Origin of the sequence: Haematobacter sp. (assembly GCF_032102465.1) — a bacterium.
Taxonomy (GTDB): domain Bacteria; phylum Pseudomonadota; class Alphaproteobacteria; order Rhodobacterales; family Rhodobacteraceae; genus Haematobacter.
Genome location: NZ_DAMDHB010000015.1, coordinates 41,474 through 54,020, shown reverse-complemented (window position 1 = coordinate 54,020; position 12,547 = coordinate 41,474). Strand labels below are relative to the sequence as shown.

The following is a 12,547-nucleotide window of genomic DNA, read 5'->3' as shown; positions in this document are numbered from 1 at the left end:
GCGCTACCCTGAACTGCGACTTTTGATCTGTGACAGGATGTTGGAAACCGAAAGGACATCCTGAATGAAGCGACGCTACAGCCATTTGACGCTTGCCGACAGACGGCAGATCGAACGCTAACGGCTGATGAAGATGAGCGGCGAGGAAATCGCGCGCAAGCTCGACCGTCACCGCTCGACGGTGTTCTGCGAGCTGCGCCGCAATCGGCATCACGATGCCGAGATCCCCGAATTGACCGGCACCATCGAAGATCGCCCATGAACGGGACATGCGGGCAGTGAAGTAGCCCAAACTGTAGGCAGGAAGAAGAAAATCACCGCCTCACGGCATGAATCGAAAGAAAATGTCTTTTCAGTGAGAAATTTTACCATACAGTCAAAATATCCGAACAGGGAGAAACCGAAATGGAAGTGGGTGTCTTCATTCCAATCGGCAACAACGGGTGGCTGATCTCCGAGACAGCGCCGCAGTACAAGCCGACATTCGAGTTGAACAAGCAGATCACGCTCGCCGCTGAGCGGCACGGTTTCGACTTTGCCCTGTCGATGATCAAGCTGCGTGGTTTCGGCGGCAAGACGGAGTTCTGGGATTACAACCTGGAGAGCTTCACGCTGATGGCGGGCCTGGCGGCCGTCACCTCGCGGATCAAGCTGTTCGGCACGGCGGCGACGCTGGTGATGCCTCCTGCCATCGTTGCGCGCATGGCAACGACGATCGATTCAATATCCAACGGACGTTTCGGCATAAATCTTGTCACTGGCTGGCAGCGGCCGGAATACAGCCAGATGGGTCTGTGGCCCGGCGACGACTATTTCGGCGACCGGTATGAATACCTTGGGGAATATGCGACTATTCTCAAGGAATTACTGGAAACCGGCCAATCCGACACGAAAGGCCGCTATTTCCAGATGGAAGACTGTCATATGAAGCCGGTGCCGGAGGGAGAGGTGAAGATCATCTGTGCCGGCTCTTCGGATAAGGGCATGGCATTCTCCGCACAATATGCCGATTACAGTTTCTGTTTCGGCGTTGGCGTCAATACGCCCGCTGCTTTCGCCCCAACAAATCAGAGACTGCTCGCCGCGACCGAAAAGACCGGGCGCGACGTGCGTTCCTTTGTGCTGACGATGATCATTGCGGAGGAGACGGCAACAGAGGCCTGGGCCAAATGGGAGCTTTACAAATCCGGCGCGGATGAGGAGGCGATCAAATGGCTGGGGCTTCAGAGCGCCGCAGACACGAAATCCGGCGCTGATACCAACGTGCGGCATATGTCCAGCCCGGTGTCCGCCGTCAACATCAACATGGGCACGCTCGTCGGCTCCTATGAGGAGGTGGCGGCCATGCTGGACGAGATGGCGGAGGTTCCGGGAACGGGTGGCGTCATGCTCACCTTCGATGATTTCCTTGAGGGGGTGGAGAAGTTCGGCACGCGCGTCCAACCGCTGATGAAATCCCGCCGGCATATCCATGCAGAGGCGGCGGAATGAGCGCGCCTGTGGATACGCGCGCCGGTCGTGAAGCCGGGCGCAGCGTGACCCTGCCCTCCCGCCCCGAGGCGCTGATCGTCAATCCCGATGAGACGGCGGTCGTGGTTGTGGATATGCAGAATGCCTACTCCACTCCCGGCGGTTATGTGGATCGCGCAGGCTTCGACATTTCCGGTTCCCGCTCTGTGATCGATAATATCGCGCGGGTGGTGGAAGCCGCGCGGGCGGCGGCGATACCGGTCATCTATTTTCAGAACGGCTGGGATCCCGACTATGTCGAGGCAGGCGGCCCGGGCTCCCCGAACTATCACAAGTCCAACGCACTCAAATACATGCGGGCCAATCCTTCGGCAAAGGGTGAGCTTTTGTCAAAGGGCGGCTGGGATTACGCCATCGTGGATGAGCTGGTGCCGCAGGCAGGCGACATCGTGGTGCCGAAGACGCGTTATTCCGGCTTTTTCAATTCGACCATGGATTCCACGCTGCGTGCGCGGGGCATCCGCAATCTGGTGTTCGTTGGCATCGCCACGAATGTCTGCGTGGAATCGTCGCTCCGCGATGCGTTCCATCTGGAGTATTTCGGCGTGGTGCTGGAGGATGCGACCCATCATCTGGGGCCGAAGCTCATGCAGGATGCCGCGATCTACAATATCGAGACCTTCTTCGGCTGGGTCTCCACCACCGCCGACTTCTGCGGTGCGATCGGTCAGATCGCACCCAGCGATGCGACCGTCTGAGAGAGGATCATCATGCCCAAGGAAATCGTCGTCCCCGCCGGCAGCGGCAAGCCGCTCGCCCCCTATTCGCCCGGAACCAAGGCGGATGGGGTCGTCTATGTCTCCGGCACCCTGCCCTTCGACAAGGACAACAACGTCGTTCACGTGGGCGATGCAGCGGCCCAGACGCGGCATGTGCTGGAACTCATCAAGTCGGTGATCGAAACGGCGGGCGGCACGATGGAGGATGTGACGATGAACCACATCTTCCTGACGGACTGGTCCAATTATGGTGCCATCAACACGGTTTACACGGAGTTCTTTCCGGGTGACAAACCGGCGCGTTACTGTGTGCAGACGGGTCTGGTGAAGCCCGACGCGCTGGTCGAGATCGCCACCGTCGCGCATATCGGCAAGTAGATTGCGCTTCGATATCCATGAGGGGCCGGAGGGGGCGGAGACCGTCGTCCTCTCCTCCGGGCTGGGCGGATCCGCGGGATACTGGTCGGCCAACCTGCCCGCGCTCACGGCGCGCCACCGTGTCGTGACCTACGATCATCGCGGCTGCGGACGGACGGGCGGCTTCGTGCCGGAGGGCACGGCGATCACCGGCATGGCCGATGATCTGGAGGAGGTGCTGGACGCCTCCGCCACGTCACGCGCCCATATCGTGGGTCATGCCCTCGGCGGGCTGATCGGGCTGGAGCTGGCCCTGCGCGCGCCGGAACGTGTGGCGAGCCTTACGCTCATCAACGCGTGGAGCCGGGTGGATGGCCAGTCGCTGCGCTGTTTCGAGACACGGCTTGCCCTGCTGGATCACGCGGGTGTGCCTGCGTTCGTGAAAGCGCAGCCGCTGTTTCTCTATCCTGGCGAGTGGATGGCTGCGCGCCCCGAACACATGGCGGCGGAGGAGGCGCATGGCATCGCGCATTTTCAGGGAGCAGAGAATGTGAGGCGCCGCATCGCCGCCCTTGCCGCCTTCGACCGCGACGACCGGTTGGGAGAGGTCGCCGTCCCGGTTCTGGTTCTGGCGACGCGGGACGATCTGCTTGTCCCGTGGAGCCGCTCCACCCGGCTGGCGGAGGGGATAGCGGGTGCGCGGTTCGTGCTGGAACCGGAGGGCGCGCATGCGGTGAACGTCACGCGGCCGGAGCGGTTCGACACCATTCTCGCGGACTTCCTGCGCGGTGTCTGACTACTTGCTTTCGCGGCGTTCGTCGCGAGAGCGTTTCGGGCCACTCTCCAGCCGCTCGGCAAAGGCGAAGCGGGCCTCCGGCGTCATCGCCGCGATCCGGTCGAGAAGCAGGCTCTGCCCCATCCGAAAGCTTTCGTCGGCCCGCTGTCGCTGCGCCTCGAACAGCTGCTGGACTGCCGCCCGGTCGAACGGTTCCGCACGCAAAAGGCCAGAGAGGGCCTGCCGTTCCTCCTGCATCCGCCCGCGGAAATTCGTGTCGCGGCTTTGCGTGATGAAAGCGCGCCTGAGCGCTTCGCGATCCTCTTGGGCAAGCGCATAGGTATAGGGTCCAAAGCCGATTCCGCCCGGCGGAGGGCCTCTGTGAAAGAGGTAGGCCCCCACCAGAAAGCCCGCGACGATGAGGTTGAGCCCAAGCGAGGCCACGAGCACCAGGCGTGTCGTGCGGCTCATGCGGAGCGGGGTTTCGGTCGTCATCTCATTCCTCCGCCGCCGCCATGTCAAAGGGCGCGGCCATCAGATCAATGGTGGTGTTCTCGGCGGTGTCCGGCAGGGCCTGTGCAGCGAGGCCGCGCACGGCTTCCGGCATTGCGATGCCGAGCCAGAGCCCCGCGACGGTCGCCGTCGCCAGCCCCGTGACGCCCTGCCATCCGCCCAGCAGGGCGAACCACCTGCGCCGCGGGGGGGGCTCTGCCCTTGGCCGGGATGCCGTGGCGATATCCCTGTGCTCGCGCTCCGCATCCGCCAAGACCCGCGCGAGCAACTCTCCGTCGGGCGTGGGAGACGCCGCCCTGCCTGCCGCGAAGAAGACATCCAGTTCGGGGAAATCGTCCCCGCCGGTTTCCGTATTGCGATCAGCCATGTCGATACCCCAGTTCTTCACGCCGCCCCGCGAGCCGCGCCGCCAGCATACGTTTGCCTCTTGCCAGAAGGCTTTCCACCGCTTCCACCCCTATCTCCATCACAGCAGCGATCTCCGGGTTCGACAGGCCTTCCAGATGGCGCAGCACCACCGCCTGCCGTTGCCGCTCCGGCAGGAGGGCCAGCGCATCCTCCAGCGCGCGGGCCCTGTCGGCCTCCATCAACCCTTCGTCCGCGCCGGGCCGGTCGTCCTCAGGTTCCGCGATCTGGTCCAGGGCCACGCCGCGCCGCCGCCGGAGACGGTCGGTGCAGAGGTTGGAGGCCACGCGGTAGAGCCAGGTGGAGACCTGCGCCTCCCCCCGCCGCCACTCGGCGGCGATGCGCCAGAGCCGGAGCATCGCCTCCTGCGTGACATCCTCCGCCTCCGCCCGGTCGCCCAGCATGCGTGCCGCGAAGGAAAGGACGCGCGGCGTCAGCCGCAACGTCAGCACACGCGCAGCGGCGGCATCGCCGTTGGCGTAGAGGACGAGCAAGGTCTCGTCCGGCACGTCAGCAAGGTCGTCGAGCGGCATGGCCATGTCCGAAAGGGGTAGTCGAGGCGGCGGGCAGGCTCAAGGCGCGGAAATCCGCCCCATGAGCCTGCTCATCTTCAGTTCGCGTCCGGTCCCGGATGGGCGGGCGCCTGCGGCATCGGACGCCGCCCCTCACCCTTGCCCCAGGGATGCGCGCCCTTCGGGCCGCGCTGCGCCATCCGCTCCTGCATCCGGGCACGGACCGCATCCGCCTCCTCCCGCGTCACGACCCCGTCGCCATCGGCGTCGATCCGGTCGAACAGGCGGCGCGTCATCTGCATGCTGCCCCCCTCCCCGAACCCGCCGGAGGCGAGCAGTTCATCGGCGCCGAGCCGGCCATCGCCATTCGCATCGCGGCGGTCGAAAAGCCCATCGACCTGACGTTCGATCCGCTGTTTGGCCAGCGCGAGGCGGAAGTTCACGATCTCCTCCTTGGAGAGATAGCCGTCGCCATTGGCGTCCAGCCCCGCCACGGCGGCGGCGCGGGCGGCCTGCACCTCGTCCCATGTCACCCGGCCGTCGCCATCGGTGTCAAGCCGGTCGAACATGCCATGCGGTCCGCGCGGCCCCTGCTCCGCGGCGCGATCCTGCGCGACTGCAAGGCCCGGCAGCGCGAGCGTGGCAAGGATCAGCGCGGCTCCTGCGGTTCTGAGTTTCATCGGTCGCTCCTGTCTGAAGGACGCCGGATCGTTCCGGCTGTCCTCCTCCTAACGGACGAGACGCGAGGTTCCGTCGCTCTCCCCCTTCCCATTGTCCGAGGGATGGGCCACCTTGGCGGCGAGGAGACGCGTCATGACCGAAACCACTGCTTCCATCCTGTCAAAATCGGCTTCCGATTCTGGTGTCGAACGCCCGTTCTGGCCCGCGGTCCTGCGGGGCTGGCGCGGGCGCTGCCCGGCCTGTGGCGAAGGGCACATCATGGAAGGGTATCTGAAGGTGCGCCAGACCTGCCCCTCCTGCGGCGAGGATCTGAGCCATCAGCGGGCGGACGACGGTCCTGCCTATATGACGATCCTTGTCGTCGGTCACATCATGGCGCCGCTGATCCTTGTGGTGTTCAACGCGTGGCGGCCTTCCCCGCTTGTGCTGATCACGACCTTCTCCATCGGCACCGTCGCACTGTCGCTCTGGCTTCTGCCACGGTTCAAGGGGGCGCTGGTCGGTCTGCAATGGGCCAAGCGGATGCACGGTTTCGGGGGCCGCAAATGAGCGCCGATATCCTGCCCGTCCGCATCCGCGACGCCGCCACCACCATCGTTGTCCGGGCCGATGGCCCGGTGCCCCGCGTGCTCATGGGGCAGCGCGGCAAGACCGCTGCCTTCATGCCGGAGAAATTCGTCTTTCCCGGCGGGGCCGTCGATCCCTTCGATGGCAGCGTGCCCTTTGCCACGCCGCTCGATCCGCAGGTCGCCACGCGGCTTTCGCATGATTCCGAGGAACGGCTGATCCCGGCGCTCGCCGGTGCGGCAATTCGTGAATTGTGGGAGGAGACCGGTCTTGCCCTCGGGCGCCCCGGCACCTGGACGGGAGAAGTCCCCGATGACTGGGCGGGTTTCGCGGCGGCGGGGCTGTTGCCTGCCGCGGGGGCGCTGGATTTCGTGTTCCGTGCCATCACTCCCGACGGGCGTCCCCGCCGCTTCGATGCGCGGTTCTTCCTTGTGGACGCCGCCGAGCTGGTGGGTGATCTGGACGATTTCTCCCGCGCCTGCGACGAGCTTTCGGACCTTCAGTGGATCCCCCTGCCGGAAACCCGCTCCTTCAACCTGCCGTTCGTGACGGAGGTGGTTCTGGGCGAGATCTCGCGCGCCGTTCGCGAAGGCGGACGACCGGCGAGCGTGCCTTTCTTCGACAACCGCACGGCGCGCTCCGTCTTTTCCCGCATCGGCTGATCAGCGAAGCGTGAGCACCAGAAGCAGGATGCTTCCCAGCACCAGCGCGATGCCGAGGTATTCGCGCGGTGTGATCCGCTCCCGGAACACGATCCATGAGGCGGCGATGGTGAAGACCATCTCCACCTGTCCGACGGCGCGTACATAAGTGGCGTTCTGCAGCGCGAATGCGGTGAACCAGCACAGCGAGGCCAGCATGCCCGACAGGCCGATCACCGCGGTTACCCGCCATGCTCGCGCCACGCGCAGAATGGCCCCCCGCTCCCGGAGTGAAAGCCAGAGACCCATGGCGAGGGTCTGAAAGCTGGTCACGCAGGCCAGCGTGAAGGCCGCGCGGAGAAAGGCGCTCCCCTCTCCCAGCGCCAGCGTTGCGCCCCGGTAGCCTATCGCGGATACCCCGAACCCTGCCCCGGCCGCGATGCCGAGCGCGGCCGAGCGGCTGAGAAGGCTGGCGCTGCCCGGTTTGCGGGAGAGCGTCAGGATCCCCGCGACACCCAAAAGGATCGCACCGAGCGCGAGCGGAGAGACCGCCTCCCCCAGCACCACGGCGGAGAACAGGGCGACCTGCAGCGTCTCCGTCTTGGTGAACGCCATGCCGACCGCGAAATTTCGCTCTCCGAACAGGGCGAGCGTGGCGAGTGTGCCAAGGATCTGCCCCACGCCCCCGCCAAGCGCAAAGACCCAGAACATCGCGGGCGTGTCCGGCCATCCCAGCCCGGAACTTCCCCAGGCGAGCAAAGCGAAGACGACGGCAAACGGAGCGGCGAACAGGAACCGGGCATAGCTGGCGGCGCCTGTAGAAAGGCCGGTGTCCTTCAGCCGTTTCTGGAGCAGGAAGCGCACTGTCTGAAGAAGCGCGGCGGAGACGGTAACGGGGATCCACAACATCCGGGTGCTGTGCCATGTTGTCGCAGCAATGGGAACGGCCTATGACTTCGGCGGCGCGTCTTGCGGAAGATTGTGGATCGCCTGCCGCAGCAGATCTCCCAGCAGTGTGATCTGCTCCTCCTGTTTGGCGACGATGGCGCGAAGCTCTTCGTTCCGCATCCGGTCGAGCTTTTCGTGCAGGGCCATGATCTCGATCTCCGACTTCAGGTTCACCTCGTAGTCGTGGCTGGCATTCAGCCGGTCCTTCTCGGCCTGCCGGTTCTGGCTCATCATGATGATGGGCGCCTGAAACGCGGCAAGCATGGAGAGAATCAGATTGAGAAAGATGAACGGATAGGGGTCGGGCGCCTCGCCGCGCGCCAGGATGTTTCCCAGGGTCCAGAGCGTCAGGAACCCGATGAAGCACAGGATGAAGGTCCAGGATCCGCCGAACCGTGCTACCCCATCCGCCAGCCGGTCGCCAACGTCGCGCCGGGAGTCGAATCTTCGGTTCATGTCCGTGGCGACGGTGCGGCGGCTGAGCAGGCGACGGATGACGTTGCGTTCCCGCGGGCCGATCTCCTCCGGTTCAAGATAATGGGCCGCGGTGTCTTCGATCTTGCGCTGGTCCGGGGTTTCCGGCTCTCCGCCGGGGGGAATGTCGCAGTCGTTCTGGGTCATAGCGGTCTCCGCTGCTTTGGCGGAATGCTAGCCCGGACTTGGCCCCGGGCGCTACTGCACCCGTGCGGCGGCCAGTATGGGGCCTTGCCCCGCACGCTGGAACAACACCGCTGCGGGCTCTGCTCCTTCGACATGGACGCGGAAGCGCAGCGTCCCCGTGCCGTTCCATCGTCCGAGCGTTTTCCAGTCGGTGACGATATTGTGGTAGCTGACGGTCCGTCCGGCATTCTCGCCGTCGTCGATCCTCACCGTTTCCTCCGGCTTGTAGCGTACGAGCTGCACCACGATCTCCCCCGGCGCGGGCGTGCCCTGCGGCCCGTCGAGACTGGCAATGGACGCCGCCGCCGCCGCATCACGGGGATCGCTCGCCACCGCTTCGACCATGGCCGTATCCCCGTCCACACGGATGCGGAGGCGGAGTGTCGATGCCTGTGCGAGATGCGCGCGGATGATTTCCCCGATGGCGGCGAAGTCATTGCCGATAAGCTGCTCCTGCCCCCCGACGATGACCTGCGGCGTATAGATCATCTTGGCGCCGGCAACGCGGGCATAGGTCTTCTGCCGCTTCGTGGCCTCCGCCCGGGCAAAGCCGTCTGCCCAGCCGATATAGTCCCAATAGTCCACATGCAGGGCCAGTGCGATCACGTCGCTGCGCTCAGCAAGCTCGCCCAGAAAGGCATCGGCAGGCGGACAGGCGGAGCAACCCTGCGCAGTGAAAAGCTCGACCACGGCAACACGGGGGGCTTCGGCGGCTCCGGGAAGCGGATCGGCGGGCTGGGGTGCAACGGGCTGGCCGGAGGCATGGTCCTGCGCCAGAAAGTTCATCGACGGCGCCCCGCTCCAGCCGCCTCCCGTCTCCTGCGCCGCGACCGGCCCGCCAAGACCGATGACGAGGGCGAAAGCGGTGCAGATCCGGCGATGCATCTTCTGTCCTCCGACCATTCTCCCTGCCCCGGTCGTAGTGAAGCGACCGGGGCAAGGCCAATCAAGGTTTTGCGAGGGCGAAGCGATGGCTTTTCACGGCGTTGCGCGCAGGCAACACTCGCCCGTCCACGCCGTCGCGGCAACGATCAGACCCCCGTGATAATGCTGCTTCCGCTCTGGCGGTTTGCAGTGCACAACGGTATACATTCGCTCGCCGCCCCTTGAACAGAGGGCGCCATTGCGGCATAGCGGCATCAGCGACACCCCCTGAAGACGGAAGGGAGCCAATATGCCCATCATGGTCGGTAAAGACACCGCCGGGACGCGCAAGACGCTGACCGCTGGCGGCAAGACGTATTCCTATTACTCCATACCGGCAGCGGAGGCGGCAGGGCTCGGCGATTTCTCGAAACTCCCCGCCTCGCTGAAGGTGGTGCTTGAGAACATGCTCCGCTTCGAGGATGGCGGCTTCACCGTCTCCGTGGAGGATGTGAAGGCTTTCGCCGAATGGGCGAAACTCGGCGGCAAGAACCCGCGGGAGATCGCCTATCGTCCGGCGCGCGTGCTGATGCAGGACTTCACCGGCGTCCCCGCCGTGGTGGACCTCGCCGCGATGCGGGACGGGATCATCGCGCTCGGCGGTGATGCGCAGAAGATCAACCCGCTGAACCCCGTCGATCTCGTCATCGACCACTCGGTGATGATCGACGAATTCGGCAACCCGCGCGCCTTCCAGGTCAACGTCGATCTGGAATATGAGCGCAACATCGAACGCTACCAGTTCCTGAAATGGGGCCAGAAGGCGTTCAACAACTTCCGCGTGGTTCCGCCCGGCACCGGCATCTGCCACCAGGTGAACCTCGAATACCTCGCGCAGACCGTGTGGACCGACACCGATCAGGACGGCAACGAGGTCGCGTACCCCGATACGCTGGTCGGCACCGACTCGCACACGACCATGGTGAACGGCCTTGCCGTGCTCGGCTGGGGCGTTGGCGGGATCGAGGCGGAAGCGGCGATGCTGGGGCAGCCCGTTTCCATGCTCATCCCTGAAGTCATCGGCTTCAAGCTCACCGGCAAGATGGTTGAGGGCACCACCGCGACCGACCTCGTGCTGAAGGTCGTGCAGATGCTCCGCAAGAAGGGCGTGGTCGGCAAGTTCGTCGAATTCTACGGCGAGGGCCTGGATCACCTGCCGCTCGCGGACCGGGCGACCATCGCCAACATGGCCCCCGAATACGGTGCGACCTGCGGCTTCTTCCCCATCGACAACGAAACGCTGCGTTACCTGCGCAACACCGGACGGGACGAGGATCGCATCGCGCTGGTCGAAGCTTATGCCAAGGAAAACGGCATGTGGCGCGGCGCGGATTACGAGCCGGTCTATACCGATACGCTGCACCTCGACATGGCGGAAATCGTTCCGGCGATCTCCGGCCCGAAACGCCCGCAGGACTACACGCCGCTGAGCCTCGCCGCCCGTGCCTTCTACAAGACGGTCAGCGAATACCGTGGCATCGACATGTCCGTCGCCGCCGATGAAATGGCGGAAGAAGGTGGCGGTGTCATCTCCACCGGGCAGGATGTGCGCAAGACTGCGGCGGTCGAAGGCGCGGACTACACCATCCGCGACGGCTCCGTGGTGATCGCGGCCATCACCTCCTGCACCAACACGTCGAACCCCTACGTGATGATCGGCGCCGGGCTCGTCGCGCGGAAGGCGCGGGCGCTCGGCCTGACGCGGAAACCCTGGGTGAAGACCTCTCTCGCCCCCGGATCGCAGGTGGTTGCCGAATATCTGAACGCCGCCAATCTTCAGGAAGATCTGGACGCGATCGGCTTCAACCTTGCCGGCTTCGGCTGCACGACCTGTATCGGCAACTCCGGCCCGCTGGGCGATCCGGCGATCTCCAAGGCGATCAACGAGAACGATCTGGTCGCGACCGCCGTGCTCTCGGGCAACCGGAACTTCGAGGGCCGGATCTCGCCGGACGTGCGGGCGAACTACCTTGCCTCTCCGCCGCTGGTCGTCGCCTATGCCATCGCAGGTGACGTGAACATCAACCTGACCAAGGATCCGATCGCCCAGACGCCGGATGGCAAGAATGTCTATCTGAAGGACATCTGGCCGACCAACCAGGAGATCGCCGAGCTGGTCGAGGCGACGGTCACCCGGCAGGCGTTCCAATCCAAATACGCCGACGTGTTCAAGGGCGACGAGAAGTGGCAGGCGGTGGAGACGACCGACTCCGAAACCTACGACTGGCCGCCGGCATCCACCTACATCCAGCACCCGCCCTACTTCCAGGGTATGGCGAGGGAGCCGGGCGTCATCACGGATATCGAGGGTGCGCGCATCCTCGCCGTGCTCGGTGACATGATCACGACCGACCACATCTCCCCCGCAGGGTCGTTCAAGCCGACGACTCCGGCCGGGAAGTATCTGGTGGAACGGCAGGTCGCCCAGAAGGACTTCAACTCCTACGGCTCGCGCCGCGGGAACCATGAGGTCATGATGCGCGGCACCTTCGCCAACATCCGCATCAAGAACGAGATGCTGGACGGGGTCGAGGGCGGCTATACCAAGGGCCCTGACGGAGAGCAGACCTCCATCTTCGACGCGGCGATGGAGTACAAGGCGGAGGGCATTCCGCTCGTCATCTTCGGCGGTGTGGAATACGGCGCCGGCTCCTCGCGCGACTGGGCGGCCAAGGGCACCAACCTGCTCGGCGTGAAGGCGGTGATCGCGGAGAGCTTCGAGCGGATCCACCGGTCGAACCTCGTCGGCATGGGCGTGATCCCGTTCGAGTTCACCGAGGGCCAGAACCGCAAGAATCTCGGCCTCAAAGGCGATGAAACGGTGGAAATCCATGGCCTTGCGGGCGACTTCAAGCCGCTCTCGCTCGTGCCCTGCACCATCACCTCGCCCGATGGCTCGGTGAAGAACATCACGCTCAAGGCCCGCGTCGATACCGAGGTGGAGATCGAATACCTCAAGAACGGCGGTGTGCTGCACTACGTGCTGCGGAACCTCGCCAAGAGCTGAGCCGAGCCGCGCAGGTATCACGCAAATGATCCCCCCGGAGGCAACTCCGGGGGTTTTTTGTACCGAAAGAGGGGTGCGAACCACTCCCCTCCGCCGCCAATTTCCGACTTCTATTCGGTCCTTTGAGAGGCAGCGGGACAGGTCGAAGGCCATGCTCTGGGATCGCGAAATCGGTTCCGGAATGGTCAAAACGTGAATATGTCCGGCTGGATTACCTCATATCGCGCACGATTTCGGCTCCAACACAGACTTTTCCCGGCAGCCTGTTAAGCGGAGTTCCCTATCGTCGCCGGAGACCTTGGCCCTGC

15 protein-coding genes are annotated in these 12,547 nt (G+C 64.5%); 8 read left to right on the top strand and 7 right to left on the bottom strand.

The features are described 5' to 3' along the window. Positions 1-127: 127 nt before the first annotated feature. The 5 genes from RT513_RS11295 (at position 128) to rutD (ending at position 3,402) form a co-directional block, all read left to right on the top strand. Positions 128-262, top strand: coding sequence for a helix-turn-helix domain-containing protein (locus RT513_RS11295; RefSeq protein WP_313534044.1), 135 nt, complete (start codon positions 128-130; stop codon positions 260-262). Positions 263-405: 143 nt separating this feature from the next. Then, positions 406-1,491, top strand: coding sequence for a pyrimidine utilization protein A (gene rutA, locus RT513_RS11290; protein ID WP_290690172.1), 1,086 nt, complete (start codon positions 406-408; stop codon positions 1,489-1,491). Continuing rightward, the gene (rutB, locus tag RT513_RS11285) at positions 1,488-2,228 is read left to right on the top strand and encodes a pyrimidine utilization protein B (protein WP_088213699.1); all 741 of its coding nucleotides are present in this window, start codon (positions 1,488-1,490) and stop codon (positions 2,226-2,228) included. Before rutA ends, rutB begins: the two co-directional genes overlap by 4 nt. Before the next feature lie 12 nt (positions 2,229-2,240). Further along, a complete protein-coding gene (gene rutC / locus RT513_RS11280; protein ID WP_290690174.1) occupies positions 2,241-2,627 on the top strand; it encodes a pyrimidine utilization protein C in 387 nt (128 codons plus the stop codon). Position 2,628: 1 nt separating this feature from the next. Continuing rightward, positions 2,629-3,402 carry a pyrimidine utilization protein D gene (gene rutD / locus RT513_RS11275; protein ID WP_290690176.1) on the top strand — a complete coding sequence of 258 codons (774 nt, stop codon included), beginning with the start codon at positions 2,629-2,631 and terminating at the stop codon, positions 3,400-3,402. Here rutD and RT513_RS11270 read toward each other — a convergent pair whose 3' ends face one another. The 4 genes from RT513_RS11270 to RT513_RS11255 form a co-directional block, all read right to left on the bottom strand. Then, a complete protein-coding gene (locus RT513_RS11270; RefSeq protein ID WP_290690177.1) occupies positions 3,403-3,876 on the bottom strand; it encodes a periplasmic heavy metal sensor in 474 nt (157 codons plus the stop codon). Between the two features lies 1 nt (position 3,877). After that, positions 3,878-4,261, bottom strand: a complete 384-nt coding sequence (locus tag RT513_RS11265) for a dihydroorotate dehydrogenase (RefSeq protein ID WP_088213695.1) — start codon at positions 4,259-4,261, stop codon at positions 3,878-3,880. Continuing rightward, positions 4,254-4,838 carry an RNA polymerase sigma factor gene (locus tag RT513_RS11260; RefSeq protein ID WP_290690180.1) on the bottom strand — a complete coding sequence of 195 codons (585 nt, stop codon included), beginning with the start codon at positions 4,836-4,838 and terminating at the stop codon, positions 4,254-4,256. The genes RT513_RS11265 and RT513_RS11260 overlap by 8 nt, the downstream gene beginning before the upstream one ends. Positions 4,839-4,909: 71 nt before the next feature. After that, a complete protein-coding gene (locus RT513_RS11255; protein WP_290690182.1) occupies positions 4,910-5,491 on the bottom strand; it encodes an EF-hand domain-containing protein in 582 nt (193 codons plus the stop codon). Between the two features lie 133 nt (positions 5,492-5,624). Here RT513_RS11255 and RT513_RS11250 point away from each other — a divergent pair, with 133 nt between their 5' ends. After that, positions 5,625-6,041 carry a DUF983 domain-containing protein gene (locus RT513_RS11250; RefSeq protein WP_088215019.1) on the top strand — a complete coding sequence of 139 codons (417 nt, stop codon included), beginning with the start codon at positions 5,625-5,627 and terminating at the stop codon, positions 6,039-6,041. After that, positions 6,038-6,721: an NUDIX hydrolase gene (locus tag RT513_RS11245; protein WP_290690183.1), complete on the top strand. Its 684-nt coding sequence runs from the start codon at positions 6,038-6,040 to the stop codon at positions 6,719-6,721. The genes RT513_RS11250 and RT513_RS11245 overlap by 4 nt, the downstream gene beginning before the upstream one ends. On the opposite strand, the gene RT513_RS11240 is transcribed toward RT513_RS11245, so the two are convergent. From RT513_RS11240 to RT513_RS11230, 3 genes are read right to left on the bottom strand one after another with little or no spacing between them, the layout of a single operon-like run. Continuing rightward, positions 6,722-7,609 carry a DMT family transporter gene (locus RT513_RS11240; RefSeq protein ID WP_088215017.1) on the bottom strand — a complete coding sequence of 296 codons (888 nt, stop codon included), beginning with the start codon at positions 7,607-7,609 and terminating at the stop codon, positions 6,722-6,724. A gap of 39 nt (positions 7,610-7,648) precedes the next feature. Next, complete coding sequence (locus tag RT513_RS11235) at positions 7,649-8,269, bottom strand: DUF1003 domain-containing protein (protein WP_290690185.1); 621 nt, start codon at positions 8,267-8,269, stop codon at positions 7,649-7,651. A gap of 51 nt (positions 8,270-8,320) precedes the next feature. After that, positions 8,321-9,193: a DUF1223 domain-containing protein gene (locus RT513_RS11230; RefSeq protein WP_256947274.1), complete on the bottom strand. Its 873-nt coding sequence runs from the start codon at positions 9,191-9,193 to the stop codon at positions 8,321-8,323. Between the two features lie 289 nt (positions 9,194-9,482). On the opposite strand from RT513_RS11230, the gene acnA reads away from it, so the two are divergent. Then, positions 9,483-12,239: an aconitate hydratase AcnA gene (acnA, locus tag RT513_RS11225; protein ID WP_290690187.1), complete on the top strand. Its 2,757-nt coding sequence runs from the start codon at positions 9,483-9,485 to the stop codon at positions 12,237-12,239. The last annotated feature ends 308 nt before the right edge of the window (positions 12,240-12,547 follow it).

Coding starts and splice junctions, on each gene's coding strand:
- rutB (WP_088213699.1), top strand. CDS start 1,488: ATGAGCGCGCCTGTGGATACGCGCGCCGGTCGTGAAGCCGGGCGCAGC.
- RT513_RS11230 (WP_256947274.1), bottom strand. CDS start 9,193: ATGCATCGCCGGATCTGCACCGCTTTCGCCCTCGTCATCGGTCTTGGC.
- RT513_RS11265 (WP_088213695.1), bottom strand. CDS start 4,261: ATGGCTGATCGCAATACGGAAACCGGCGGGGACGATTTCCCCGAACTG.
- acnA (WP_290690187.1), top strand. CDS start 9,483: ATGCCCATCATGGTCGGTAAAGACACCGCCGGGACGCGCAAGACGCTG.
- RT513_RS11255 (WP_290690182.1), bottom strand. CDS start 5,491: ATGAAACTCAGAACCGCAGGAGCCGCGCTGATCCTTGCCACGCTCGCG.
- RT513_RS11245 (WP_290690183.1), top strand. CDS start 6,038: ATGAGCGCCGATATCCTGCCCGTCCGCATCCGCGACGCCGCCACCACC.
- RT513_RS11260 (WP_290690180.1), bottom strand. CDS start 4,838: ATGGCCATGCCGCTCGACGACCTTGCTGACGTGCCGGACGAGACCTTG.
- RT513_RS11270 (WP_290690177.1), bottom strand. CDS start 3,876: ATGACGACCGAAACCCCGCTCCGCATGAGCCGCACGACACGCCTGGTG.
- RT513_RS11250 (WP_088215019.1), top strand. CDS start 5,625: ATGACCGAAACCACTGCTTCCATCCTGTCAAAATCGGCTTCCGATTCT.
- RT513_RS11235 (WP_290690185.1), bottom strand. CDS start 8,269: ATGACCCAGAACGACTGCGACATTCCCCCCGGCGGAGAGCCGGAAACC.
- RT513_RS11295 (WP_313534044.1), top strand. CDS start 128: ATGAAGATGAGCGGCGAGGAAATCGCGCGCAAGCTCGACCGTCACCGC.
- RT513_RS11240 (WP_088215017.1), bottom strand. CDS start 7,609: ATGTTGTGGATCCCCGTTACCGTCTCCGCCGCGCTTCTTCAGACAGTG.
- rutA (WP_290690172.1), top strand. CDS start 406: ATGGAAGTGGGTGTCTTCATTCCAATCGGCAACAACGGGTGGCTGATC.
- rutC (WP_290690174.1), top strand. CDS start 2,241: ATGCCCAAGGAAATCGTCGTCCCCGCCGGCAGCGGCAAGCCGCTCGCC.